At 69.8% G+C, this 24,411-nt stretch carries 28 protein-coding genes; 20 read left to right on the forward strand and 8 right to left on the reverse strand.

Annotation, left to right across the window (positions count from 1 at the left end):
• Position 1: 1 nt before the first annotated feature.
• Positions 2-916 carry an ABC transporter ATP-binding protein gene (locus F4559_RS33355; protein WP_184675039.1) on the reverse strand — a complete coding sequence of 305 codons (915 nt, stop codon included), beginning with the start codon at positions 914-916 and terminating at the stop codon, positions 2-4.
• A gap of 130 nt (positions 917-1,046) precedes the next feature.
• Positions 1,047-1,841: an HAD family hydrolase gene (locus F4559_RS33360; protein ID WP_184675040.1), complete on the reverse strand. Its 795-nt coding sequence runs from the start codon at positions 1,839-1,841 to the stop codon at positions 1,047-1,049.
• A 50-nt stretch (positions 1,842-1,891) separates the two neighbouring features.
• Here F4559_RS33360 and F4559_RS33365 point away from each other — a divergent pair, with 50 nt between their 5' ends.
• Together F4559_RS33365 and F4559_RS33370 are read left to right on the forward strand one after the other, a co-directional pair.
• Positions 1,892-2,461: a TetR/AcrR family transcriptional regulator gene (locus F4559_RS33365; RefSeq protein WP_184675041.1), complete on the forward strand. Its 570-nt coding sequence runs from the start codon at positions 1,892-1,894 to the stop codon at positions 2,459-2,461.
• Positions 2,461-3,366, forward strand: coding sequence for an SDR family oxidoreductase (locus F4559_RS33370; RefSeq protein WP_184676514.1), 906 nt, complete (start codon positions 2,461-2,463; stop codon positions 3,364-3,366). The genes F4559_RS33365 and F4559_RS33370 overlap by 1 nt, the downstream gene beginning before the upstream one ends.
• Before the next feature lie 44 nt (positions 3,367-3,410).
• Here the strand turns inward: F4559_RS33370 and F4559_RS33375 are convergent, their stop codons facing one another.
• From F4559_RS33375 to F4559_RS33385, 3 genes are all read right to left on the reverse strand, one after another.
• On the reverse strand, positions 3,411-4,067 hold the full coding sequence (locus tag F4559_RS33375) for a response regulator (RefSeq protein WP_184675042.1): 657 nt from the start codon (positions 4,065-4,067) through the stop codon (positions 3,411-3,413).
• Positions 4,068-4,162: 95 nt separating this feature from the next.
• Entirely contained in the window at positions 4,163-5,320 is a 1,158-nt protein-coding gene (locus F4559_RS33380; protein ID WP_184676516.1) for a sensor histidine kinase, read from the reverse strand.
• A 95-nt stretch (positions 5,321-5,415) separates the two neighbouring features.
• Entirely contained in the window at positions 5,416-5,868 is a 453-nt protein-coding gene (locus tag F4559_RS33385) for a hypothetical protein (RefSeq protein WP_184675043.1), read from the reverse strand.
• 85 nt (positions 5,869-5,953) lie between these two features.
• Here F4559_RS33385 and F4559_RS33390 point away from each other — a divergent pair, with 85 nt between their 5' ends.
• From F4559_RS33390 to F4559_RS33430, 10 genes are all read left to right on the forward strand, one after another.
• Positions 5,954-7,468 carry a dynamin family protein gene (locus F4559_RS33390; protein WP_312865950.1) on the forward strand — a complete coding sequence of 505 codons (1,515 nt, stop codon included), beginning with the start codon at positions 5,954-5,956 and terminating at the stop codon, positions 7,466-7,468.
• On the forward strand, positions 7,441-7,836 hold the full coding sequence (gene grpE / locus F4559_RS33395) for a nucleotide exchange factor GrpE (RefSeq protein ID WP_246446724.1): 396 nt from the start codon (positions 7,441-7,443) through the stop codon (positions 7,834-7,836). The genes F4559_RS33390 and grpE overlap by 28 nt, the downstream gene beginning before the upstream one ends.
• Positions 7,833-9,650 (forward strand): dynamin family protein, encoded by a 1,818-nt coding sequence (locus F4559_RS33400; RefSeq protein WP_184675046.1) that lies wholly within the window; start codon positions 7,833-7,835, stop codon positions 9,648-9,650. The genes grpE and F4559_RS33400 overlap by 4 nt, the downstream gene beginning before the upstream one ends.
• Before the next feature lie 73 nt (positions 9,651-9,723).
• Complete coding sequence (locus tag F4559_RS33405) at positions 9,724-10,167, forward strand: hypothetical protein (RefSeq protein WP_184675047.1); 444 nt, start codon at positions 9,724-9,726, stop codon at positions 10,165-10,167.
• Between the two features lie 10 nt (positions 10,168-10,177).
• Positions 10,178-12,661, forward strand: a complete 2,484-nt coding sequence (locus tag F4559_RS33410) for a M48 family metalloprotease (RefSeq protein WP_184675048.1) — start codon at positions 10,178-10,180, stop codon at positions 12,659-12,661.
• Between the two features lie 102 nt (positions 12,662-12,763).
• The gene (locus F4559_RS33415; protein WP_184675049.1) at positions 12,764-13,456 is read left to right on the forward strand and encodes a pyridoxamine 5'-phosphate oxidase family protein; all 693 of its coding nucleotides are present in this window, start codon (positions 12,764-12,766) and stop codon (positions 13,454-13,456) included.
• 160 nt (positions 13,457-13,616) lie between these two features.
• Positions 13,617-13,739: a helix-turn-helix domain-containing protein gene (locus F4559_RS34655; RefSeq protein ID WP_221447452.1), complete on the forward strand. Its 123-nt coding sequence runs from the start codon at positions 13,617-13,619 to the stop codon at positions 13,737-13,739.
• Positions 13,740-13,870: 131 nt separating this feature from the next.
• The gene (locus F4559_RS33420) at positions 13,871-14,347 is read left to right on the forward strand and encodes a hypothetical protein (protein ID WP_184675050.1); all 477 of its coding nucleotides are present in this window, start codon (positions 13,871-13,873) and stop codon (positions 14,345-14,347) included.
• A gap of 1 nt (position 14,348) precedes the next feature.
• Positions 14,349-14,801 carry a hypothetical protein gene (locus F4559_RS33425; RefSeq protein WP_184675051.1) on the forward strand — a complete coding sequence of 151 codons (453 nt, stop codon included), beginning with the start codon at positions 14,349-14,351 and terminating at the stop codon, positions 14,799-14,801.
• Between the two features lies 1 nt (position 14,802).
• Positions 14,803-15,123 (forward strand): winged helix-turn-helix domain-containing protein, encoded by a 321-nt coding sequence (locus F4559_RS33430; RefSeq protein WP_312865951.1) that lies wholly within the window; start codon positions 14,803-14,805, stop codon positions 15,121-15,123.
• Here F4559_RS33430 and F4559_RS33435 read toward each other — a convergent pair.
• Both F4559_RS33435 and F4559_RS33440 read right to left on the reverse strand, forming a co-directional pair.
• The gene (locus F4559_RS33435) at positions 15,105-15,353 is read right to left on the reverse strand and encodes a DUF397 domain-containing protein (RefSeq protein WP_184675053.1); all 249 of its coding nucleotides are present in this window, start codon (positions 15,351-15,353) and stop codon (positions 15,105-15,107) included. The genes F4559_RS33430 and F4559_RS33435 overlap by 19 nt on opposite strands.
• Positions 15,350-16,216, reverse strand: a complete 867-nt coding sequence (locus tag F4559_RS33440) for a helix-turn-helix domain-containing protein (protein ID WP_184675054.1) — start codon at positions 16,214-16,216, stop codon at positions 15,350-15,352. The genes F4559_RS33435 and F4559_RS33440 overlap by 4 nt, the downstream gene beginning before the upstream one ends.
• Positions 16,217-16,316: 100 nt before the next feature.
• On the opposite strand from F4559_RS33440, the gene F4559_RS33445 reads away from it, so the two are divergent.
• The 6 genes from F4559_RS33445 (at position 16,317) to F4559_RS33470 (ending at position 22,506) form a co-directional block, all read left to right on the forward strand.
• On the forward strand, positions 16,317-16,601 hold the full coding sequence (locus F4559_RS33445; protein ID WP_184675055.1) for a hypothetical protein: 285 nt from the start codon (positions 16,317-16,319) through the stop codon (positions 16,599-16,601).
• Between the two features lie 314 nt (positions 16,602-16,915).
• Positions 16,916-18,727 (forward strand): phosphoenolpyruvate carboxykinase (GTP), encoded by a 1,812-nt coding sequence (locus F4559_RS33450; RefSeq protein WP_184675056.1) that lies wholly within the window; start codon positions 16,916-16,918, stop codon positions 18,725-18,727.
• A 96-nt stretch (positions 18,728-18,823) separates the two neighbouring features.
• The gene (locus F4559_RS33455; protein ID WP_184675057.1) at positions 18,824-19,972 is read left to right on the forward strand and encodes a GmrSD restriction endonuclease domain-containing protein; all 1,149 of its coding nucleotides are present in this window, start codon (positions 18,824-18,826) and stop codon (positions 19,970-19,972) included.
• Positions 19,969-21,084 carry an AAA family ATPase gene (locus F4559_RS33460; protein WP_184675058.1) on the forward strand — a complete coding sequence of 372 codons (1,116 nt, stop codon included), beginning with the start codon at positions 19,969-19,971 and terminating at the stop codon, positions 21,082-21,084. Before F4559_RS33455 ends, F4559_RS33460 begins: the two co-directional genes overlap by 4 nt.
• On the forward strand, positions 21,062-22,024 hold the full coding sequence (locus F4559_RS33465) for a hypothetical protein (RefSeq protein ID WP_184675059.1): 963 nt from the start codon (positions 21,062-21,064) through the stop codon (positions 22,022-22,024). Before F4559_RS33460 ends, F4559_RS33465 begins: the two co-directional genes overlap by 23 nt.
• Before the next feature lie 68 nt (positions 22,025-22,092).
• Positions 22,093-22,506: a hypothetical protein gene (locus tag F4559_RS33470; protein WP_184675060.1), complete on the forward strand. Its 414-nt coding sequence runs from the start codon at positions 22,093-22,095 to the stop codon at positions 22,504-22,506.
• Between the two features lie 51 nt (positions 22,507-22,557).
• Here F4559_RS33470 and F4559_RS33475 read toward each other — a convergent pair whose 3' ends face one another.
• Positions 22,558-23,385 carry a septum formation family protein gene (locus tag F4559_RS33475; protein WP_312865952.1) on the reverse strand — a complete coding sequence of 276 codons (828 nt, stop codon included), beginning with the start codon at positions 23,383-23,385 and terminating at the stop codon, positions 22,558-22,560.
• Between the two features lie 101 nt (positions 23,386-23,486).
• On the opposite strand from F4559_RS33475, the gene F4559_RS33480 reads away from it, so the two are divergent.
• The gene (locus F4559_RS33480) at positions 23,487-24,083 is read left to right on the forward strand and encodes a GntR family transcriptional regulator (protein ID WP_184675061.1); all 597 of its coding nucleotides are present in this window, start codon (positions 23,487-23,489) and stop codon (positions 24,081-24,083) included.
• Between the two features lie 60 nt (positions 24,084-24,143).
• The gene (locus F4559_RS33485) at positions 24,144-24,410 is read left to right on the forward strand and encodes a DUF3311 domain-containing protein (protein WP_184675062.1); all 267 of its coding nucleotides are present in this window, start codon (positions 24,144-24,146) and stop codon (positions 24,408-24,410) included.
• The last annotated feature ends 1 nt before the right edge of the window (position 24,411 follow it).

Genomic DNA, 24,411 nt, shown 5'->3' on the forward strand with positions numbered 1-24,411 from the left:
ATCACTCCCCCGTTCCGGTGGCGTGGTACTCGACGGCGTCACCGGTGAGCTGCATGAACGCCTCCTCCAGCGAACCGCGCTGCGGGCTCAGCTCGTGCAGCACGACGTTCTGCGAGGCGGCGATCTCGCCGATCTCCTCGCTGGACGCGCCCAGGACGGTGAGTGCCCCGTCGGCGTCGGCCTTCACGGTGAAACCCTTGTCCACCAGCATGGCACCGAGCTTGTCCGCGTGCGGGCTGCGCACCAGGACCGTGCCCTCGGTCGACCGGTCGACGAACTCGGCCGTGGTCGACTGCGAGATCAGCTTGCCGCGGCCGATGACCACCAGGTCCTGCGCGGTCAGCGCCATCTCCGAGAGCAGGTGCGACGACACCAGCACGGTGCGCCCCTCGGCGGCCAGGTTCTGCATGAACCGGCGGATCCAGAGGATGCCCTCGGGGTCGAGGCCGTTGACCGGCTCGTCGAACAGCAGCACCTGCGGGTCGCCGAGCAGGGCGCCGGCGATGCCCAGCCGCTGCTTCATGCCCAGCGAGTAGCCGCCCGCGCGGCGCTTGGCCACGCCGGAGAGCCCGACCATCTCCAGGACGTCGTCGACGCGCTGGTCCGGCAGGCCGTTGGACTTGGCCAGCCACCGCAGGTGCGCGTGCGCGGACCGGTTCGGGTGCACCCAGTTCGCGTCGAGCAGCGCACCGATCTTGGTCAACGGCCGGTGCAGCTTCGCGTACGGCTGCCCGTCGATGAGGACCTGTCCGGACGTCGGGTTGTCCAGGCCGAGGATCATCCGCATCGTGGTGGACTTGCCGGCGCCGTTGGGACCGAGGAAGCCGGTGACCCGGCCCGGCTCGACCGTGAACGACAGGTCGTCGACGGCAACGGTCTTCCCGTAGCGCTTGGTGAGGCTGATCGCCTCGATCATGGGTAACTCCCCGCTGTATGGCTTCCCCCCTGATGGGAGTCCACTGTGCTCTCGTCCGGACAACTGCGCATCGGCCAGGAGTCGACGGAAGGGTACGACTTCGGTCGTTCGTCCCCCTGGGTGATGACCCTTAGGGGGCGAACCAGCGGTCGAGTTCGAGCGCCGCACCGTCCTCCAGCACGGTGGCCGTGACCGCGTCGGCGACCGCGTGGACCGTGGCCGGTGCCTGACCCATGGCCACGCCGCGCGCGGCCCAGCGCAGCATCGCCTCGTCATTGTGCCCGTCGCCGATGGCGAGCGTGTCGCTTTCGGACACGCCCAGGCGGGCGCGCAGCCGTTCCAGCGCCGAGCCTTTCGTCACGCCGGGAGCGGTCAGGGTCAGCCACGCGACGCCGTGGTCGATCGACGGCGTCACACCCGGCAGGTCGAGGTCGAGCAGTTGCAGCGCGAGCTGTTCGGGCGTGCGGTCGAGCCAGCGGACGACCAGGCGCGAGGTCGGGTGCGCGGCCAGCGCGGCGAAGTCGACCTGGTGGACCTCGCCCCACAGGTCGCCGTCGGGGAACGTGCCGACGGCGATGTTGCCCACGCCGGTGACCTCGCTCGCGTAGACCCCGCCGGGCAGTTCGCGCCGCAGGACGTCGAGCACGGGTGCGGTGTCGAACACGTCCCGGTGCACGACCTCGCGGCTGTCGGTGTCCCACCACACGGCGCCGTTGGAACAGATCGCCGTCGTGCCGCGCAGGCCGAGGTCGTCGGCGATCGGCGTGGTGCCGATCAGGCTGCGACCGGTCGACAGGACGACGGTCGCGCCGTGGTCGACCGCGCGTCCGACGGCCGCCCGTACGGCGGGCGAGATGGTTTCGGTGCCTTCACGGGTGAGCGTGCCGTCGATGTCCAGGGCGATCAGGCGTGGTTTCCAGGTCACTGGCACCAGGTTAGTGGCGCACCATTAATGAACTGTGGTTCAATAACCGGGTGCCACGTCCTCGTTCCATCACCGACGAGCGCCTGCTCGTCGCGGCGGCGCAGGTCGTCGGCCGCCGCGGACCGGAGTTCACGATCGCCGACGTCGCCGCCGAGGCCGGGGTGTCGGTCGGCACGGTCTCCGGGCGGTTCGGCTCCAAGAGCGGCCTGCTTCAGGAGCTGACCCGACGCGAGACCGCGCGCATCCCGGAACTGATGCGCGCGGCGGCCGAAGGGCTTGACCCGGTCGCCGGTCTGCGCGCCGGTCTGCGCTCGTGGATCGACCGGCTCGGCGACCCGGAGACGGCGGGCAACAACCTCGCCCAGCTCGGCGTCGACCTGATCGACCCCGAACTGCGCGGCCTGCTCGCCCTGCTCCACGAGGCGACGGAACGCGGCGTGCGCGACCTGGTCGAACGCGCCGACCTGCCCCGCGGACCGGGGCTGGCACGGGCGGCGCGGGTGCTGACCGGGCTGCTCTACGGCGTGGCGATGGACTGGTCGATCCGGCCCGCCGGCGCGTTGACCGACCGGCTGGACGAGGACGTGGACGCGGTGTTGGACGCGTGGAAGGGGAGCTGATGTCGTTGCGGGGCAAGGTCGCGGCCGTCACGGGTGCGACGAGGGGAGCGGGCCGGGCCATCGCGGTCGAGCTGGGCGCGGCGGGCGCCACGGTGTTCGTGGGCGGTCGCACGACGCGCGAGCACCGGTCGCCGATCGGCCGGTCCGAGACGATCGAGGAGACCGCCGAGCTGGTCACGGCGGCCGGCGGGCAGGGCGTCGCGGTGCGCTGCGACTTCACCCGGCCGTCCGATGCGGACGAATTCCGGGCGCGGATCGAGGAGCACGGCCAGGGCTTGGACGTCCTGGTCGACGACGTGTGGGGCGGTGAACTCGACTCCGAGTTCGGTCCGTTCTGGACGCTGGACCTGGAGAAGCAGTTGCGGCTGTGGGACAACAGCGTCCGCGCGCACCTGGTCACGCTGCACCGCCTGCTGCCGCTGCTGACCGCGAAACCCGGCGGCCTGCTGGTCGAGGTCACCGACGGGGACGACGACGAGTTCTACGCGGAGTCGCTGGCCTACGACTCGGTCAAGGTCGCGATCCGCCGGTTCGGCAAGGTCCTGGCCCGCGAGCTGGAACCGCACGGCGGCACGTCGGTCGCGATCACGCCCGGTTTCCTGCGGTCCGAGCAGATGCTGGAGCACTTCGGCGTCACCGAGGAGAACTGGCGGGACGCCATCGCACAGGAACCGCACTACGCCATGTCCGAGACGCCGCACTACGTCGGCCGCGCCGTGGCCGCGCTGGCCGCCGACCCCGACCGGCACCGGTTCACCGGGCGGGCGCTGGCGTCGTGGACGTTGATGCGCGAGTACGGCTTCACCGACCTCGACGGCTCGAAGCCGGACTGGGGCCGCTGGTTCGAGGAGGTCTTCAAAGCAGGCGTCGACCCGAAGACCGCCGACGCCTCGAAATACCGCTAGCCCTCACCCTTTTCGGCGCCTCACCCTTTTCGGCCACGCCCGGTCTACACGTCGCCGGGCCGCACCAGACCCGTCTCGTAGGCCAGCACCACGGCCTGCACGCGGTCGCGCAGTTCGAGCTTGGCGAGGATGCGGCCGACGTGCGTCTTGACCGTGGCCTCGGACAGGAACAGCTTCCGGGCGATCTCGGTGTTGGACAGTCCTTTGGCGATCAGCACGAGGACCTCGCGCTCGCGCTCGGTGAGCACGTCCAGCACCGAGGCGTCCCGGAGTTCGCCGCCGTGGTCGCCGAGGAACCGGGACAACAGCCGCTTGGTCACGCTGGGCGAGACGACCGCGTCGCCCGAGGCGACCGCGCGCAACGCCGAGACCAGGTCGCCGGGCGGGGTGTCCTTGAGCAGGAAGCCGCTGGCGCCGTTGCGCAACGCCGACAGCGCGTACTCGTCCATGTCGAACGTGGTCATGACCAGGACGCGCGCCGTGCCCGCCTCGGTGATCCGCTTGGTCGCCTCGACGCCGTCGAGCACGGGCATGCGCACGTCCATGAGCACGACGTCGGGCCGCAGGCTGTCCGCCAGGTGCACGGCGTCGAGCCCGTCGCCCGCCTCGCCGACCACGTCGATGTCGTCCTGCGCGCCGAGCACCATCCGGAACCCCATGCGCATCAGTTCCTGGTCGTCGACCAGCAGTACCCGAATCACACCGCCACCCTAGTTCCCACCCCAAGCCCGCGAGTTATACGTTCAGACACCGCGAGTCGTGCGTTCAGACACCGCGAAACATGCACTCGGGCCCCTCAAGAAGGCACGATCGGCAACATGGCCCGCACCCGCCACCCGCCACCCGGGTTGGGCCCGGCGTCCAACATGCCCCCCAGCACCCCGGCCCGCTCCCGCATCCCGATCAACCCGTTGCCCCCCGACACCGACACCAGGTCGTGCGGCGTGCCGAACCCGTCGTCGGCCACCTCGACCTCCACCCGGTCCTCGTGCCGCACGACGCGCACCATGGCCGTCGCACCGGACCCGGCGTGCTTCAACGTGTTGGTCAACGCCTCCTGCACGATCCGGTACACGCCCAACCCCAGACCGGTCGGCACGGTCAGGTCCCCGTAGGTCTCCAACCGCACGGGCAGCCCGGCCGCCCGCACGTTCTCGGCCAGCTCGGACAGGTCCTCCAGTCCGGGCTGCGGCGCCCACTGCGTGTCGGACCCGTCCTCGGACCGCAGCACGCCCAGCAGCCGCCGCAGTTCGGTCAACGCCTGCCGCCCGGTGTCCGAGATGGTCCGCACCGCCGCGGCGGCCAGCTCCGGGTCGGACCTGATGGCGTACCCCGCGCCGTCGGCCTGCACGACCATCACGCTCACCGCGTGCGCCACGACGTCGTGCAGCTCCCTCGCGATCCGCGACCGCTCCTCGCCGACGGCGATCCGGGCCTGCTGGTCGCGTTCGGTCTCCAGCAGCTTGAGCCGTTGTTCGAGTTCGGCGTGGTACGCCCGCCGTGCGCCGACGAACTCGCCCAACGCCCACGAGAACGCGAAGATCACGAAGACGAACAGGGTGACGAACGCGGCCTCGGTCGAGGCGCCCATCCGCCACAGCGCCCAGACGAACGTCCCGAGCACCAGGAACGCCGTGTAGATCAGGCCCTGTCTGCGCCCGGAGTACGCGACGACGGTGTACAGCGTCACGGCCAGCGTGAAGTCCGACGGCCGCAGCGCCAGCCCGTCGACCAGGTCGCCGTGGGTGAACAGCTGCAACGCACCGCCGGCCAGCACGACGTAGGCGCTGGCCAGCGGGTACCGCCGGCGGAACACCACCGGCACGATCATCATCAGCCCGACGAGGACGAGGACCGGGCGGGGCACGCCGTCGGCCTCGATCATCAGCGGGACGTCGCCCATGAGGAGCACCCCGGCGATCAGGGAGTCCCCGAACACCGGGTGAGCACGCATCCACAGGCTCAGCCGTCGCACACGGTCAAGGTTAGGGACGCCTCGGGCCGTGCGCGTCGCGCCGTGGTCTGACCGGGGTCAGACCATGGTCTGAATCAGCGGACCTTGGGGTCGACCGGCTCCGGCCGGGTGACGACCGGCTCCGCCCGGACCTCCTGGGTGGGTACGGCCCGCTGCGTTTCGAACTGCCGGTGCTCCTCGGCCATCTCGTCGGCGAGCTGCTGCTGGATCTGCCGGTCGCGGATGCGGCCGAGGATCACCATCGTCACCGCGTGCACGAGGGCGAGCAGCAGGAGCACGACACCGAGCTTGACCACCACGTTCTTGACCGGGTCGCCGGTCTCGACGTCGAACGTGGACACGATCGACAGCAGGCCGAGCACGACGAGGTGGAACAGCACGGTGGCCAGGCCGGTCATCGACTTGGCCGCCTCCGGATCGCCGTAGGCCCGGTTCATGTAGCCCCGGCCGCTCCGGTAGATCAGCTGGCCGTCGATGAGCACGAGGACCACTCCGAGCAGCAGGAACACCGCGTAACCGTCATCCATGACAACGACCTCCTCCTGCGCGTTGCGGTACCCCGGGTGTGCCGTACGCAAACCGCGCGCCACCCGCACGTGGCACGATTCCGGCGTGACCGCGCCCGCCCCACCGCCCGGCCCGCTGTCGGCCGCCGTGGCGAACCTGTGCGCGGGTCTGCGACCGCAGGTGTCCCCCGCGACCGCCGCCGGCTTCACCGAGGTGTTGCGCCGACTGTCCGCACCGTTGCAGGTGGCGGTGGCGGGAAGGATCAAGTCCGGCAAGTCCACGCTGGTCAATGCCCTGATCGGCCGCCGGGTCGCGCCCACCGACGTCGGCGAGTGCACGCGCCTGGTGACCCGGTTCCAGTACGGGACGGTCGACCGGATCGAGGTCGTGTTCACCGACGGCCGCAAGCAGGTGCTCCCGTTCGACCAGGACGGCATGATCCCGGCGTCGCTGGGCGTGGACGTCGACCGCGTCTCGCACGTCGAGGCCTACCTGACCAACGCCGTGCTCCAGGACCTGACCGTGATCGACACGCCGGGGCTGGGCTCGCTCGACGCCGCGTCCGTGGCCCGCACGGAGGCGTTGCTCGGCGGCGATCTCGACCCCGTGTCGCGCAGCGCGGTCGCGGGTGCCGAGGCCGTGCTTTACGTCGTCACGCAGGGCGTGCGGTACGACGACCAGCAGGCGCTGGCCGCGTTCACCGCCGCCACGGCCGGTCGCGAGGCCGGACCGGTCAACGCGATCGCCGTGCTGAACAAGGCCGACACGATCGCCGCCGAGACGGTCGAGGGCGCGGACGGCGACACGTGGAAGGCCGCGATGATCCTCGCCGAGCGCCAGGCCGACACGTTGCGACCACGCGTCGCCGACGTGCTGCCGGTGATCGGCCTGCTCGCCGAGTCCGCCGAGTCCGGCGGTTTCACCTCGTCCGACGCCGACGGCCTGCGCCGCCTCGCAGAGCTGGACGAGGCGACGCGCGAGACGATCCTGCTCTCCGCGGACCTGTTCACGACCTGGGAGTGCGACGTCCCCATCGGCACCCGCACGCGGCTGCTGGAAAAGCTGGACCTGCACGGCGTCCGCGTCGCCCTCGCCGCGATCGACGCCGAACCCGCCATCACCGCCGGTGCTCTACGCCGGTGCCTGCTCGACGCGTCCGGATTGGACGCCGTGCGCGGCAAACTCAATTCGGTGTTCCGGTCACGGGCGGACGGGATCAAGGCCGCCGCCGCGCTCGCGTCCGTGACCGCGCTCGCCGCCGCGTCCGGCGACCCGAACGAACGCCGCCGCGTGCACGACGCCATCGAGGTCCTGCTCACCAAGCCCGAGGCGCACCAGCTCCGGCTGCTGGAGGCGTTGACGCTCGTCGCGTCCGGCGCCGTGGCCATGCCGCTCGACCTGGTCGAGGAGGTGCTGCGGTTCGGCAGCTCGCCCGACCCCGGCGAGCAGCTCGGCCTGCGCGGCAGACCCCACCCCGAACTCCTGGCCTACGCGTTGGAGCGCGCCGGGTGGTGGCGCTCCTTCGCCTCGTTCGGCGCCACGCCCGCGCAGAGCCGGGTCGCGCACGTGGTGCACCGGGCGTACTTCCTGATCTGGCAACAACTCCGGGGGCGGCGATGACCTTTGGAACTGAACCCGTCGGGTCCGCGTCCGAGACCGACGTGGAGACGACGACCATTGCCGAAGAGCTGCTCGACCAGGCACTGGCCGAACGACGTGCGCTCGTGCGGCTGTGCCTGTACGCGCTTGACCGCGCCCGCAGCTCCGGCGTGGTCGAGCGGATCGAGGAAGGTCTCGCGGACGTCGGCGTGACCGCGGTCCGCCCGGACGGCGAGCGGTTCGACCCGTCCCGGCACGAGGCGGGCGGCACGGTGCCGACCGACGACGCCGCGTTGGCCGGTCTGGTCGCCGAGACCGAGGTGGTCGGCTTCGTCGACCGGGGCCGGACCCTGCGCGCGCCGATCGTGACGGTGTACACCGCCCGATGAGCACCCTTCCCCAGACCGTCCGGCAGACCCGGGAGAAGCTGACCGCGCTGGTCCGCTCGCTCGATCCGGAGGCGGCGGCGTTCGTCGAGGGCACCCGCGGCGGCGCGGCCTCGGTCGTGGTCGTCGGCGAGACGAACCGGGGCAAGTCCTCGCTGGTCAACGCCCTGCTGGCAACGCCGGGCCTGTCGCCGGTCGACGCCGAGGTGGCGACCGCGACGTACCTGGTGTTCCGGCACGCGCCGGAGTGGTCCGCACGCGCCTGCTACGCGGGGTCGATGTCGTCGGTGTCGTTCGACCGCGAGCAACTCGTGAACTGGGTGTCGGCGGCGCACGAGCTGCCGGAGGGGATGTTGCCGCCGCGCTACGTCGAGGTCGACGCGCCCGTGCCGCTGCTGGAACGACTGTCCCTTGTGGACACTCCCGGTGTCGGCGGGCTCGACTCCGTGCACGGTGAGCTGGCCGCCGAAGCGGCGGCGTCGGCGACCGCGCTGCTGTTCGTGGTGGACGCGTCCGCACCGTTCACGCGCGGGGAACTGGACTTCCTGCGCACGGTGGGCGAACGCGTCGAGACCGTCGTGTTCGCACTGACCAAGGTGGACCAGTTCCGGGGCTGGCGGCAGGTGCTCGAAGCCGACCAGGCGCTGCTGGCCGAGCACGCGCCGAGGTTCGCCGACGCCGTGTTCTGGCCGGTGTCGTCACGCCTGTTCGAGCTGTCGTTCAAGGCGCCCAACCCGGACGCGGCGGGCATGCTGCGCGAGCGTTCCGGCATCGGCGACCTGCAAGGCGCCTTGCAGGAGCTGGTCGTCGGGCGGGCCGCGATGCTCGGGGAGGCCAACGGGTTGCGCGCGCTGGCCACGGTGCTGGACGAGCTGCTGGCCCGGTCCGAGGCGGACAAGCGCGCGTTGTCGTCCGGCGAGGAGGAGGCCGAGGCGCTGCGCTCGCGGCGTGACGAGCTGAACGCCCAACGCCGCTCGTCGACCAGGAGCTGGCAACTGCGGCTGCGCGGCGAGGTCCAGCGCGCCCGCGTCGAGGGCTCGCACGAGGTGTCCCGGCAGATGCGCGACGTGCAGTCGTGGTTCCGCACCGCCATCGACTCGGCGTCCCGCGAGACGTTGGCCGGGCTGCCGCAGCAGGTCGACGCCGCGTTGCAGATGGTGTCCGGCCGGATCAGCGCGGGCCTGGGCATCCGGTTGTCCCGCCTGACCGACGCCGCGCTGTCGGACCTGTTCTCGCCCGAGGAGCTGGCGGTGATCCGCGGCCAGTTCGCCCGGGGCGCCACGCCGCCGGTCGTGCTGCGGCCACCGGAGAAGCGCGCGCCGACCGCCGAGGACAAGCTGTTGGTGTTCATGGGCGTGTCCGGTGGTCTGGGCGCGGGTCGGCTGGCCGCGATGCCGTTGGCGGGCCTCGGCGTCGCCGCGCTGAACCCGGTCGTGCTGCCGGTGACGATCGTGCTTGGTCTGGGCGCGGGCTGGTGGATGGCGCGGACCCGGCGGCACTCGGCGGACAAGCAGCACCTCAAGCAGTGGCTGTCGGACGCGATCGCCGACGCGCGCTCCACCGTGGACCAGCTCGTCGCGGAGCAGTTGATCGAGGCCGAGCAGCAGTTGTCGCTGGCGCTGGACGAGGCGTTGGGCCGCCGGGTCGACGCGATCGAGGCGGAACTGCGCGAGGTCGACAAGGCGTTGCGCATGGAGGCCGGCGAACGCACCCGCGCGTTGCAGTCCGTCACCCGCAAGATCGCAGAGTTGTCATCCGGACGGAGCAAGGTCGATGACCTCCTCGGCCGGATCAGGGCCTTGCGGGACCGGTCCTGAGGGCCCCTCATCCGTTCGTGGGTCGCCTTGACGGCCGAGTGACATCGTTGTCCGGCCGCACGAACATCGAGCGATGGATCACGATGACTTCGTGGCACCCGCCGCCCGCGCGGTCGTCGCCACCCTGGCACCGGACGAACTCGCGCTCTTCGAGCCGATCAGCCGTGCCTACCGGCGCGACCCGAAGAAGGTGTTGGCACAGCGCGACCGGCCGGGCGAGATCCTCGGTTCCGGCATCGACGTCGCCGTGGCCCTGCTGTCCCCGGTCGCGCTCGCGGTCGCCAAGGCCGTCTTCGACCGGCTGACCGACCGGGCCGGCGAGGCTGTCGTCAGCGGCGGCGGGAAGCTGTGGAAGCGGTTGCGGCGCAAGGACACGAGCGAGGTCGCGATCACCGCCGAGCAGCTCGACGGCCTGCACGCGCTCGCCGTCGAGCGGGCCTTGGAACTCGGCCTTCCGCAAGAACGGGCGGAGCAGGTGGCCGACGCGCTGAGAGCCCACCTCGAACGTGAAGGCTGATCACCCCCGAGTGCCGACCGGCACGACGCTGCGCTTCACCACGTTCGCCCTGCTGGCCGCCGCGACCACGCTGTACGTCTTCGGCATCTACGCCTCGGTCTGGCCCACCACCGCCGGGCAGGAGGGCCTGCGCTGCCAGGTGCGGTCGGGCCTCTACCTGACCGCGTCCTCCTCGGTCGACCCCGACGAGGGCAAGTGGTCCCGTTATCGGGAGTGCATGTCCGCGATGCTCGGCGCACGGGCGGCGTGGCTGCTCGGCGGACTGCTCCTGCTGTTCGTCGTGGCGCTGGTGATCTACCTGGTCCGGCCGGCGTGGCGGATTCGCCGGTCCCGCCTGGTGCCGCTGGAGGGTGCGCTCGCGGACGAACTGCGGGACACGCTCGCCGCGCTGGTCGCGGAGGCGGGGCTCCGCACGGCCCCCGAGTTCGTGCTCGACCCGGCCCGGTTCCGGGCCGGCGGGGTCGCGTTCGGCAACCACCGGCGCAAGGTCGTGTGCCTGGACGCGGGACTCGTCGCACTGCACCGCCGGGACCCGGAGTCGTTCCGCGCGTTGGTGCTGCACGAGTTGGCGCACGTGCGCAGCGACGTGACGACGACATACGCCACCCTCGCGGTCTGGCGGTCTTTCCTGGCCGTGACGCTGGTGCCGTTCGTGCTGATCTCGCTCGACCCGATGCTGCTGTCCCGCACTCCTTGGCGGCTCGCCCTGGACTTCTCACTGCCGAGCGGAGCGGTCGGGGCGCGGTTGGCGGCTCTGGTGCTGCTCGTCTTCCTGTCCCGGATCGCGGTGTTGCGCTCCCGCGAGAAGTACGCGGACGCGATGGTCGCGCGGTGGACCGGGACGGACGACCCCTACCGGAACCTGCGGCCGACCAGGAGCATCCGCCGATGGCTCGCCGTCCACCCGACCCGTGCCGGCCGGCTGGCGGCCATGCGCGACCCGGACTCGTTGTCGCGTCCCGGTTTCCTGGAGACTTTCACGAGCGCGCTGGCGGTGCAGATCGCGTGGTGGCACACGGTGTCGGGACTCCAGGACCTCACCTGGTACCACGCGGACAACGCGTCGATGCCCGTGATGCGGATCGTGTGGGCCATCGGTGCGGCGGTGTTGGTCGGGACGGTGGCGTGGCGTGGCGCCGCGTACCTGCGCACCGCCGGGCAGTCGCGCCGGGGCGTGTTCGCGCTGCCGGGCTTGGCGCTCGGACTCGGGTTCGCGTGCGGTCGTTTCGCCTCCGCCTGGGGCGTCGGGCCGGTCAAGCCGGCGGGTGTCGTCGCGTCGATACCGCTGGTGTGCGTCGCGCTGCTGGTGTGCTGCTGGGTCGGGCACTGCGCGACGCTCGCCCGGACCCGTGTCCACGGCGTGTTGATCGGGATCGCCGCGGTGGTGGTCTGCTTCGTGACGCTCGGCTGGTTCTCCGAACTCCAGGCCGCGGACAAGTTCTGGCGTGGCTACATGGTCCCCTATTTGGACCTGCTCCACGGCTATGCCACGTCCGACGTCGAGACCGTGGTGCTGGATGTCGTGGTGGTGCCGTTCCTGCTCAACCACAACCGGGTGCCGACGGTGGCGGCCCTCGTCCTGGTGTGGCTGGTGCCCTTGGCCCTGCGTCGCGAACTGCCGCGACCGGCCGTGGGGCTCGGGCTCGTGGGTGCGGTCGTGGCCTCGACGGCGATCCTGCTGCTCGGCTCGTCGGACGACCCGCCCCAGGCCCTGGTGTTGACGGCGTGGGGAGTGCTGCTCGTCGTAGGGGTGCAGCTTGCGGTCGCGATCGTCGTCGCGCGGCGGTCCGGTCGTGTCGCCGCGCTGCTCGCCACGTGGCTGATCGGCTTGGTGGCGACGGTGGCGCTCTGGTTCGCACACCTGGACGGGACCGTGGTGGACAGCGTGGTGGCCGCCCGCCCGCACCAGGTGCTGCCGGTGCTGGGCACGATCGCCGGTCTGGTCGGCGGCCTGGCCGCCGGGGGTGGCGGTAGGCGGACCGGGCAGGCCCGACCGGTGCGGGTCGCGCTGATCGCGGTTGTGTCGGTGGGGCTCGCCTCGTGGTGGCCGCACTCGGACGGGAAGGCGCCGCTGGAGGCGTCCCCGGCGGTCTGGGAGATCGACTACGACTTCGCGGTCGCCGTCTGGGCGCAGGGTGGCGGCTGGGACCAGTTCACGTCGGTCGTCCAGGGCAACAGCAGGTTCGCCACCGCGCTCGACTCCGGGAACGACACCGCGGTCGCCGATACGTGCGAGGCCCAGTCGGCGGTCCTGCGCGACGCCCGGGAGTTCCCGCCGCCGCCGGAGGACCACGTCCGCGACGAGTGGATCGACGCGCTCGACACGTTGGCGAACGCCACCCAAGCGTGCCTCAGGGTGTTGCGCGAAGGGGACACGGACGTCGACGGCATGCTGGCGCAGTTCCTGCGGGGACTCGACCGGTTGAAGGCCGCGCAAGAGCTGATCTTGGCTGCGCGGGAGCGCGCGCTCGCGAATCCCCCGGACATCGGGTAGCCGGCCGGACGCCCTCCGTGAGGAGGGTCGTGTCGGGTTTGCCCGGGAACCGGCACGGCATACGGTGAGTCGTATCCCTTACCGAGCAGGAGGGTGGGAGCCGTGTACATCGACGAACCGGGTGGCACCGAGGGTGAGCTGAAGGTCACCGTCGAGGACGAGGAGTACACCGTCGAGATCGGGTACGACCTCGATCACGACGGGGTCGACGAGAGTGCCGTCGTGGAGTTGGACGACGGTGGGCACGTCGCCTTCAGCGACGTCGACCACGACGGTGACGCCGACGTCATGACCCGGTTCGACCGTGCCGGCGAGGTCGTCGGCCAGGCGCGGTTCGACGAGGAGTCCGGCGAGTGGATCTCCACCAAGCCCGCAGCCGAGGACGAGAAGACCAACACCAACGCGGGTAAGTCGATCATCGTCGAGACCGAGGACGGCAACCGCGACGTCGGTCCGGCGACCAAGGACACCGACGGCGACGGCCGGGCCGACACGGCGGCCGTGGTCGACGAGGACGGCGACCTCTGGCTGTTCACCGACGCCGACGGCGACGGGGTGGCCGACGTGGCGACCGAGTTCGCCGCCGACGGCGAGGTCACCATGTCCAAGCACGTCGACGGTGGCGAGTGGGTCGAGGTGGAGCACGGTCGGCTCGACGAGCACGGCAAGATCGTGCCCGACACGGACGACCTGGCCTCCGACGTCGCGTGGGGCACGTCCGGCGAGCAGAAGGTCACCGTCTCCGGCGTGGTCCGGATCGACTCCGTGACCGGCCAGTGGATCAGCCCCAACTGACCCCTCCGCGAGTCCTCCACTCGGACACCCCGAAATACGCACTCAGGCACCCTGAACTACGCACTCGGACACTCCGAGCCGCAGGTTCTTACCCTGTCTGACCTGCGAGGTTTCTCGGACGAGCTAACACTAGGGTAGCGATTCCGCCACCCTAGTGTTCATGCCTGAGTCGAGCGTGCGAGAGGCCGCCCAGCGTCTGGGCGTGAACCAGGCGCGTGTTCGCGCCCTGTCGAGCACCGGCAAGCTCGCCGGCCGACGTATCGGATCGCACACGTCCGCCTGAACCGGCATTCCCCGAGCGACTCCTGGTCGTCGCGGTGGATCTGCTGACACCCGGTCGCCACGTCTGTCAGGGGGCGAAGGGGTTGCCGGCGATCGTGGTGGAAAGTACTTTCCAAAGGGAAAGGGGGGACGATGGACGAGGGTGAACGTGCGTTGGCCAAGGTGGGTCGGCAGCGCAAGGCGATGGCGGCCCGGATCAGGATGCCGGTGTGGTTCCGCGTGGTGTTCGCGTTGGCGTGGAGCGGGTTCCTGGCCGCACCGGCGTTGATGTTGGAGCACGAGCGTCTCGGGCTGGGCGACTTTCCTTATCTACCGGTGTCCTTCTTGGGGCTGGCGGTCGCGGTGATGGGCTTCCGGCACATGTCCGCCTTGGGGCAGTCCTCGCTGGTGCCCGACTACCCGTCTTTGCGGCGTTTGGGGCCGCAGACGGCGGCGTTGTTCCTCGGCGGCGCGGCATTCGCGTGGGTGCCGGCGGTGGCCGGGTTGCCGTACGTCGCGATCGTGATCGCGTTGGTGGTGGGCGGTTTGGCGTCGGCGCAGGCTTGTCGGCTGAACGCGGCCATCCGGCACGACGTGGCGAACGGCTTCCCCGTACCGGAAGGGCACTGACGTGGTCGAGCGGGCGTTGGCCGAGGTTCGGCGACAGCGGGAGGCGATGGCGGCCCGGATCGGGCTGCCGGTGTGGTTCCGCCTGGTGCTGTGGGTGGCCTGGGGTGGGCTGCTGGCCGCACCGGTGGTGGCCACCGAGCGGGAACGGCTCGGGGTGGCGGCCTTCCCGTACGTGCCGGTCGCCGTCGTGGTGTCGATGGTGGTGCTGGTGATGTACCGGCGGCGGTCGGGTATGTGGACCGCCGTTCGCGGGCGGGATTACCCGGGGTTGCGGGCGTTGGTGCCGTCGACCGCGTTGGTGTTCGGCGGGAGTGCCTGCGTCGTATGGGGATTGGCGTTGGCGGGGTTGCCCTACCTGGCGTTGAGCTGCGTCCCGCTGCTCGCGGGGCTGTCGGTCGTGCAGGCTTGGCGGGTGAATGCCGCTGTTCGGCTCGATGTCCTGGAAGGTCGTTGACGTGGACGGGTCCGATCTCGGGCTTGACCCGGTGGTGCACCCGTTGCCCCGGCTGTCGTTGTGCGCGGCGTTGGCGGCGGGGCCGGGGTGGGTGGAGTTCGCGGTGGTGCGGGAGACGACGGGGTTGAGCGACTCCGCCGTCTCCAAGCACTCGCGGGCGTTGGAGGGGGGCGGGTACGTCGAGATCAAGAAGGGCGCGGTCGGCCGGAAACCCCGGACGTGGTTGCGGTTGACGCCGATGGGCCGTGCCCGGCTGGCCGGGCACGTGGCCGCGCTTCAGCGACTGGCCGCGCCCGCGAACGTTCAGGTCGAGACGAGCTGACCCACGAACGCCGCCCAGGCCCGACCGGTGACCTCCAGCCGGGGACCGGTCGGGTTCTTGGAGTCGCGGATGCCGACGGCGGTCTCGGCGAAGCGCACCTCGACGCAGGTGTTGCTGCCGCCGGAGCTGTGGCTGCTCTTGGACCAGTCGGTGAAGCGGACCTCTACGCAGGTGTTGCTGCCTGCGGAGCTGTGGCTACTCCTGAACCAACCTGTGTCATGGGCGCTCATAGGCCCTCCTTCACGAGATCTGCCAGCAGCGCTTGGCTGTCATCCCGGCTGAGTGCCAACTCTTCGACCCGCTGGAAGAGCCGCTGCATGGGCTCGATGTCTTGAAGTTGATCGTAGTAGGTGGCCGGACCGTGGAGTACCGACACGAAGCCGATCGTCGAGGATCCGGAGAAGTCGAGGAGTACCTCACCTCCGCCCAAGGCTGGGTTGTCGACGGTCGTCGTCGGCACGATCCGGATGTCGAGGAGTGGGTGCCGCTCCATCAGTTGGAGCATGTGCAGGACCTGGCCTCGCATCACCGAGGTGCCGCCGATCGGGTGGTGGAGGCTGTCCTCGGTGAAGATCACTGCCAGTTGCTTCGGTTCGCCGGTCTCCAGCACGCGTCGGTGGTGCTCCAGGCGGAACGCGATCCGTTCTTCGGTCTCTTCCTCAGAGGTGTCCCAGTAGATGCCGTTCCCCAACGCCATGATCGTTCGCACGTAGTCGGGCGACTGGACCAGGCCGGGGATGATGCCGCACTCGTACCAACTGATCCGAGCTGCCGATGCCTGCATGTCTACGACGCGCTTGAACGGCTCCGGGAGATTGTCGACATATCCCCTTCGGGGGGAGCGCTTGCGCGACGCCACGCCGAGGGCGAGCACGGTCTGCCGTTCCTCCCCCCGGACGCCGTAGAAGTCGAGCAGTCTGAGCAACTCCTCCGGGCCGAGGCCGCCCCTGCCGTTCTCGACCTGGCTGAGCCGCCCGGCGGTCCGGCTGATGACGGCGGCGGCCTCGCCCTGCGACTTGCGGGCGTCCGTCCGTAGTCGGCTCAGGGTGAGGCCGAGCTGGATGCGCTCGACAGTCGGTCGGGCCAGCGCCATATGTTCACTCCAACGTGTAAATGCTCAAGTCTAAATCCAGCTCTAAGCTTTAACCTGTCACTCAGAGCTTCCAGCCATATACAACCAGCTAGGAGACGTCGTGCCGCAGGTGGACCTGGTGAACAGCGAGCGGGACTGGTTCGTGGAGTGCGAGAAGTTCGACGGCGCCGCCGCCGAGTGCTTGATCACCGTCGCGGACGGGACGGTGGAGGTCTACGGCCCGTCCGGGGAGTTCTGCTTCGCGCTCGACGAGACCGCGATCGCCGACTACCGGGCCGCGTTCGACGAGGCCCTCTCGCTCGCCGGGCGGGATCGTCGGGAGCGAGTTTCGGTTTCTTGGGCGCAAACCGGGGATTCGGGCGGGAATTCTTCCCTGAACGGGTGAGAGCGCTCTCACATCGTCACCGATCGGACACCTTTACGTGTGGTCACCGCCGCACCTCGCGTCTCTTGCTTTCCTGGAACTAAAGCCCAGGTCACACCCTGTTTTGAGGTGATCGGGTGCTGAATCGATTCCAGAATCGGTTTTGTGAGGGAGCCGACAGGTCGGGCATGCGTTACCGGGGATTCATCCGGCTAACCTCCGTCCATCCCCTCGACAACGCCCGGCAGCGGGCGTGCGGAGCCATTCCCTCTAGACGTCCCACCCGGACAACGGCGTCCACCGTGGGCTGGCGCTCACCTAGGAGACGAGACGAGATGACGGCAGTGACCATTCCCGGTCTCGACCAGGCACCCACCAACCACGCGACCCTGCTGGCCTGGGTGCGCGAGGTCGCCGAGCTGACCTGCCCGGACGAGGTCGTCTGGGCCGACGGTTCCCAGGACGAATGGGACAGGCTGACCGCGAAACTCGTCGAGGCGGGCACCTTCGTGCCCCTCAAGAAGAAGCCCAACTCGTTCTGGGCCGCCTCGGACCCCACCGACGTCGCCCGCGTCGAGGAACGCACCTACATCTGTTCGGTCGACGAAGCCGACGCGGGCCCGACCAACAACTGGATGGCGCCGGCCGAGATGAAGGCCACGCTGACCGAGTTGTACCGCGGCTCGATGCGCGGTCGCACGATGTACGTGATCCCGTTCTGCATGGGTCCGCTCGACGCGGAGAAGCCGATGCTCGGTGTCGAGATCACCGACTCGGAGTACGTCGTCGTCTCCATGCACATCATGACGCGCATGGGCACGAAGGCGCTGAACCGTTTCGGCACGGACGCCGATTTCGTGAAGGCGCTGCACTCCATCGGCGCACCGCTGGAGCCGGGCCAGGCCGACGTGCCGTGGCCGTGCAACGACACGAAGTACATCACCCACTTCCCCGAGGAACGGACGATCTGGTCGTTCGGCTCGGGTTACGGCGGCAACGCCCTGCTGGGCAAGAAGTGCTACTCGCTGCGCATCGCCTCGGTGATGGCGCGGGACGAGGGCTGGCTCGCCGAGCACATGCTGATCCTCAAGCTGACCTCGCCCGAGGCCAAGGTCTACTACATCGCGGCGGCGTTCCCGAGCGCGTGCGGCAAGACCAACCTCGCGATGCTGGAGCCGACCATCCCGGGCTGGAAGGTCGAGACGCTCGGCGACGACATCGCGTGGATGCGCTTCGGCAAGGACGGCCGCCTGTACGCGGTCAACCCGGAGAACGGCTTCTTCGGCGTCGCGCCGGGCACCGACTACCACACCAACCCCAACGCGATGCGCACGATCGAGAAGGGCAACTCGCTCTTCACCAACGTGGCGCTGACCGACGACGGCGACGTGTGGTGGGAGGGCATGGGCGAGCCCCCGGCCCACCTGACCTCGTGGAAGAAGCAGGACTGGACGCCGGACTCGACCGAGCTGTCCTCGCACCCGAACTCGCGCTACTGCACGCCGATCGCGCAGTGCGACATCAAGGCGCCGGAGTGGGAGGACCCGAACGGCGTGCCGATCTCGGCGATCTTCTTCGGCGGCCGGCGTGCCACGACGGTCCCGCTGATCACCGAGTCGCGCGACTGGCAGCACGGCGTGTTCATGGGCGCCACGCTGTCGAGCGAGACCACCGCGGCGGCCGTCGGCCAGGTCGGCGTCGTGCGCCGCGACCCGATGGCGATGCTGCCGTTCATCGGCTACAACGCCGGCGACTACTTCCAGCACTGGATCGACACGGGCAAGTCGGCCGACGCCGACAAGCTGCCCAAGATCTTCTACGTGAACTGGTTCCGCCGGGGCGACGACAAGCGCTTCCTGTGGCCCGGGTTCGGCGAGAACTCGCGCGTGCTGAAGTGGGCCATCGAGCGCATCGAGGGCAAGGCCGCCGCGCAGGAGACGCCGATCGGCCACGTCCCGACCGCCGACGAGCTGGACCTGTCGGAGCTGGACGCGTCGCGCGCGGACATCGAGGCCGCGCTGGACTTCGACGCGGACGAGTGGCGTGCCGAGATCCCGCTGATCGAGGAGTGGTTCGCCAAGATCGGCGAGAAGGTGCCGACCTCGCTGCGTGACGAGCTGGCCGCGCTCAAGCAGCGCCTCGGCTGATCCACCCGGAACACGAAGGCCCGGCGGACCCACGTCCGCCGGGCCTTCGTGCATCGTCGCTAGGCTCCCTGGCGGAACCAAAGGGTGGGAGCGCGCGTGAGCGATTTCGATCTCAAAGAGATCCGTGAGGAGCACTTCGAGGACGAGCCGACCGGTATCGAGGTCGAGCACGACGAAGAACCTCGTGCGACGCGGGCGTCGGACCGGGAGGAGATCAGGGTCTCCACCAAGCAGTTCTCGATCCGCCAGGTGATGGACCAGATCGACGACGGCGACCTGGAACTCGCTCCGGACTTCCAGCGCAACCAGGTGTGGAAGCCCTGGCAGAAGTCGGGGCTGGTCGAGTCGATCCTGTTGCAGATCCCGCTGCCGGCGTTCTACTTCGCCGAGACGCCCGAGGGTCTGCTCCGCGTCGTGGACGGTCTCCAACGGCTCTCCACCGTGCACTCGTTCATGCGGCAGGAGGGGTTCGCCCTCACCGGGCTGGAGTACCTGGAGTCCGAGGTCGGTGGGAAGACCTTCAGGGAACTGGAGCTGCCCTGGCGGCGACGGATGGACAACACCCAGATCTTCGCCCACGTGATCGACCCCAAGACGCCCGCCCGGGTGACCTACGACATCTTCAAGCGGATCAACACCGGTGGCACCCCGCTCAAGCCGCAGGAGATCCGGCACAGCATGAGCGCACAGCGCAGCCGCGACTTCCTCAAGAGCTGCACGGCACTGCCCGAGTTCCACAGGGCCACTTGGGGGAGCCTGCGCAACAGTGCACGGATGGACGACCGCGAGGTCGTGCTCAGGTTCTGCGCCTTCCGACTGCTCGGCGTCGACGGCTACCTCGAATCGACCCGCAGGTCGACCGAGGCATTCCTGCTGGAAGCGACCAAGTGGCTGGACGACCCGCAGATGGTCGACGACGCGGCGCTGCACGGTCTGCGGCAGGACTTCAGTCGGGCGATGATCAACGCCCAGCTCGTCTTCGGCTCGTATGCCTTCCGCAAGTGGCCGGAGGGGAACGAGGCGCACAGCCCGATCAACAAGGCTTTGTTCGAGAGCTGGTCGTTCGCGCTCTCGCAGCTCACTCCGGAACAGGCGACGAAGCGCGGGCCGCAGATCGTGGCCGCCGCGAGGAAGCTCATGACGGACGACACCAAGTACCTGGCCGCCGTCACTGTGAGCACCGGTGATCCTGCCAAGGTCGAACTCCGCTTCCGGGTGGCCACCGTCCTGGTGGCCGCCGCATGATCGACCTCGTCGAGATCCTGAACTTCAAGCGGTTCCGCTCGGCTGAAGTCGCATTGCGGCCCTTGACGCTGTTGACCGGTTTGAACGGCACGGGGAAGAGCACCCTGCTCCAAGCCGTGCTGCTGGCCAAGCAGGTCGCGGAGATCGGGCCGTCGGGGTCTGTACTGCTCAACGACGTGCACGGCCTCGCGCTCGGCGAGGCACAGGATGTGCTGCACCCGTTGGCCGAGGACCAGGAGATCGACATCCGCTTGACCTGCGGGTCCGAGCGGTTGCACGTCGTCTTCGAGGTCCCGGTACGCCGGTCGCTGAACCTGGCGTTCGAGGTCGACGGTGGTGTACCGGCGTCGTTGGCCCTGGTCTCGGGCCGTCGGTTCGCCTACCTCAACGCCGAACGGCTGGGACCGCGTGACCAGCACGCCATGACCGGTGCCGACATCGACAGCCTCGGCGTGGGTGAACGCGGTCAGTTCACCGCCCAGGTCCTGGCCGCCCACGAGACCAGCCTGGTCGCCGATGGTCTTCTGCACCCCGACACCGAGTCCCGGGCGCGAGGGGTGCGGACTCTTCGGACGCAGGTCGAACTGTGGGCGTCGGAGATCATCCGACCGATCGAGATCACCGCCGCCTGGCGACCCGGCTTGAGCACCAGCACGATCCGCTTCCGGGAGCCCGGCCTGTTCGGTGGTGAGATCCGGCCGGGGAACACCGGGTTCGGGATCTCCTACGCGTTGCCGATCATCGTCGCGGGCCTGCGCATGGAGCCGGGCGGCGTTCTCATCGTCGAGAACCCCGAAGCACACCTCCACCCGGCAGGGCAGTCGCGGATCGGTCGGTTCCTGGCGTTGCTCGCGTTCAACGGCGTGCAGGTCGTGGTCGAGACCCACAGTGACCACGTGCTCAACGGGGTGCGACTCGCGGTCGCGGAAGGGCGATGCGTGCCCCACCACGACGTCCTCGTCCACTACTTCTCTTTCGACGACGCCGACTCGACGCCGACGTCGATCGGGATGACCGAACGCGGTTCGCTCGACGTGTGGCCCAAGGGGTTCTTCGACCAGTTGGACGTGGACCTCGGGGGGTTGTCCCGTGCGGGACGCGACCGTCGCTGACCTCCACCGCCTGGTGCTCGACGAGTCGAGCTTCGACCTGCGCGGTCACTCGCGGGAACAGGTGGTGGACGCGGTCGAGAAGTTCGGCGATCTCCTTGCCGACCTTCGTCATCGCGACCAGTCGATCGCCGTGTGGTCGGCTCTGTACGAGGTGGAGTGCGACACCGGTCTCCTGCTTCACGACCTGCTGTTCGATGCGGAGCGTTCCCCGCTTCCGCGCGATGTGAGGGCACGGTTGGCGAGCGCCTTGACCAAACTCCCCGCATGGGACGACACCGCACCGGCCGACGTCCCGTTGGACGTCGAGATCGACGGCGGCGATCCGGTATTCGCCCCGACCATCGGCTATGCGGTGCTTGCCGCCGCCCGACGCCATGGTGTCGCGTGCGCGGTGCTCCCTCTGGCCCGGGTGTGTGGCCAGGTCAAGGTCGCGACCGCCGCCGGTACCACCGAGATCCACTTCTTCGCCGAAGCCGCGGAACTGACCGCCTTCTGGCGCACGACGATGGTGGCGGAACGGATCACCGAGACCGAGTACTTCCGTCGCTGGGCTCTGGCCTTTCCCTCCCTGGTCCGGCACGACTCCCTCTCGTTCTCGGCCTTCGACGGCGACTTCGCCGCGTTGTGCGCACCGGTGACCACAGCGCTCAGTGCGATCAACGATCAGTTCGTGACCGCGCTGGCGGATGCCAAAGGGCAACCACACGAGGTCGAGAGGGTGCTGAGGACGCATGGTGTAGTGGCTACGCGGGAGAGCGTGAAGACGCGGGGCAGCCCCAGGCACATGGCGATGCGGGACGTCGAACACGCGGGGCGCATCGTTCGCTGCGAATGGCACGCGAAGCTCGAACCTCATCGCAACCGCATCCACTTCTCGCTGCCGTTGGAGGGTGGGCGGGTGCTCATCGGGTTGTTCGTCGAGCACCTGGCCACTGCCTGATCACCTGGTCGGGTGGACCCGGCGGGCGACGCGTGGACGCCGTGGCGCGGACCGGTATTCAAGGGGGCGTGGACGAACTGCCCGGTGGTCTGTCGTTCGACCGCTCCCGTGCCGAAGCCGTGCGCTACTACCCGGAGCGGTCCGCCGAGCGGCGGTCCGGGTGGGTCGCCGGGGTGTTCTCGGGACTGGCCGGCGCGGTGCTCGTGCTGGGGCTCGCGGTCGTCGGCGTCGACCGGCTCGGGGACTCGCGGTGGTTCGCGCTCGGGGCGTTGGGACTCGCGGGACTCGTGTTGGGGTTGTTGTGCCTGGGGCGCTTGTCCCCAGCCGCGCCCCTTGTGGCGGGTGTGGTGCTGTTGATCGCCGCCGGGGTGTCCGAGGTGCGGCACGAGTGGGTGTCGGTGCAGCTCAAGGTCGTTTTCGCGAGCGGGGTGCCGGTCGGGCTGGGCGTGCTGTTGGTCGTCGTGGGCGCGGCTCGGCGCTGAGTTGTCCACAGGTTGTGGATGAATCTGTGCACAGGGTGTGGACGTCGCCGTTCAGCCCGGGAGGGGTTTGGTGCCGATGCCCCAGAGCGTTCCGGTGAACGGGCGAGTGGCCTCCGCGTAGCAGATCGCGGTGGTGAATCCCTCCGACCAACCCTGGCTGCCGTAGGTGCGCCACGACGCGAAGACGTCGCCCCGGTCGGCGCCGACGTAGCCCTTCACCGCGGTCACGCAGTGCTGCCGCGCCTTCTCGTCCACGAAGTCCCGCGACGGGCTCGGGTCGGTCGGCTTGCCCAGCTCCAGCACGCCCGGCACGGCCTCGGCGAGGTGGGGGCCGTCGCACGCGGTGAACCTCGGCCGTTCCTCCTTGGCGGGCGAGCCCTCGGCGCAGAGCTGGACCGTGGCGAACCCGGCGGCCTTGAGCAGGTCTTTCGTCGGCGAGGTCCGCTTTTTGGGCGTGCCGTCGGGGGCGAGTTCGGTGACCGCGCACAGGCGCCAGCGGTCGCCCCTGGCCAGGCCCTCGGCGCTCGGCCAGAACGCCCGGACCTGGAGCCTGGTCGCGTCGTGGTCGGTGCTGCCCAGATGCCTGGTCAAAGCCGTGCGGCACGCGGGCAGCGCGGCCCGGCGCAGGTCGCGTTCGGTGGGCTCGGCCGCGGTGAGGTCGAGCGTGCCCACCTCGGTGACCTCGGCGTCGTGCGGCTCGGTGCATGCGATCACCTCGACGCCGCTGTCCGTGCACTGGCCGGGGGCGGGCAGCGCGTCCGCCGCCGGCGTGAGTACCGGGCTGACGACCTCGGCGTCCGGCGTGCCCGGGACGTGCGAGGTGCAGGCGGCGGCCGTCAGCGCCACCATCACCACCACCGTGATCACCCGGTTCCGCACAGTGATCAGCCTACTGCGACGCGGGTCACGTCCGGCCAGTCCGGAGGATCACCTCATCGGGCGACGATTGGATTGTTGAACGTTTTGTAGGGTCGGCGGGCATGGGCGACTGGACCGGACTCCGCGGCGACATCGACCGATCGAGCACGGCCGAGCGGGTGGCCGCCGCGTTGCGCGCGAAGATCCTCGCCGGCGACATCGGCGCCGGGCGGCAGCTCAACGAGAAGGCGCTCGGCGAAGCCCTGACCGTCTCCCGCAACACGCTGCGTGAAGCCTTCCGCCTTTTGACCCACGAACGGCTCCTCGTCCACTCGTACAGTCGAGGCGTGTTCGTGCGGAAGCCGGACGAAAGGGACGTCCACGATCTCATCACGGCCCGTCAAGTGATCGAACTCGGAGCGCTCCACCACCACGCCACGGCCGACGACGCCGCCCGGCAGGCACTTCGGGACGCCGACGCACACGACCTCCTCCACCGCCGGCTCGTCGCCCTCACCGGCAGCACCCGGCTGGTCGCCGAGTCCGACCGCCTGCTCGCCGAGCAACGCCTGGTGCTGCGCGGCGGCGTGCCGCCCGAGGTCCACGACCTGGCCGCCCTGCTCGACCGCGCCGACCTGCGGGAGGCCGAACGCAGGTTGACCGGGTACTTCGACCTCTGCCGCGAGTCCGGACTGCGTGCGGTCGGGAGGGTGGATTAGTCCTCGCCACGGGCCTAGCATCGCGCGACACACCGTCACCGGGTAGGTACGGAGGGGCACATGCCGTCGTCACGACAACCCAGCCTGCGCTGGAGCAACTGGAACCTGCTCCTGCTGGTACCGCTGCTCATGCTCGTCACGCCGTGGTTCAACTTCGACCGGCCCCGGCTGCTCGGACTGCCCTTCTTCTACTGGTACCAGTTCGGCTGGGTGCTGGTGGGCGTCGTCTGCGTCGGCCTCGTGTACGTGAAGACCCGCGGCGAACCCGTCGGGACGGACAAACCCGACCTCCTCGGCGTCGACGACCTGGACGAGGGGGCGAAGTAGT

It is taken from the genome of Saccharothrix violaceirubra (assembly GCF_014203755.1).
Lineage (GTDB): Bacteria > Actinomycetota > Actinomycetes > Mycobacteriales > Pseudonocardiaceae > Actinosynnema > Actinosynnema violaceirubrum.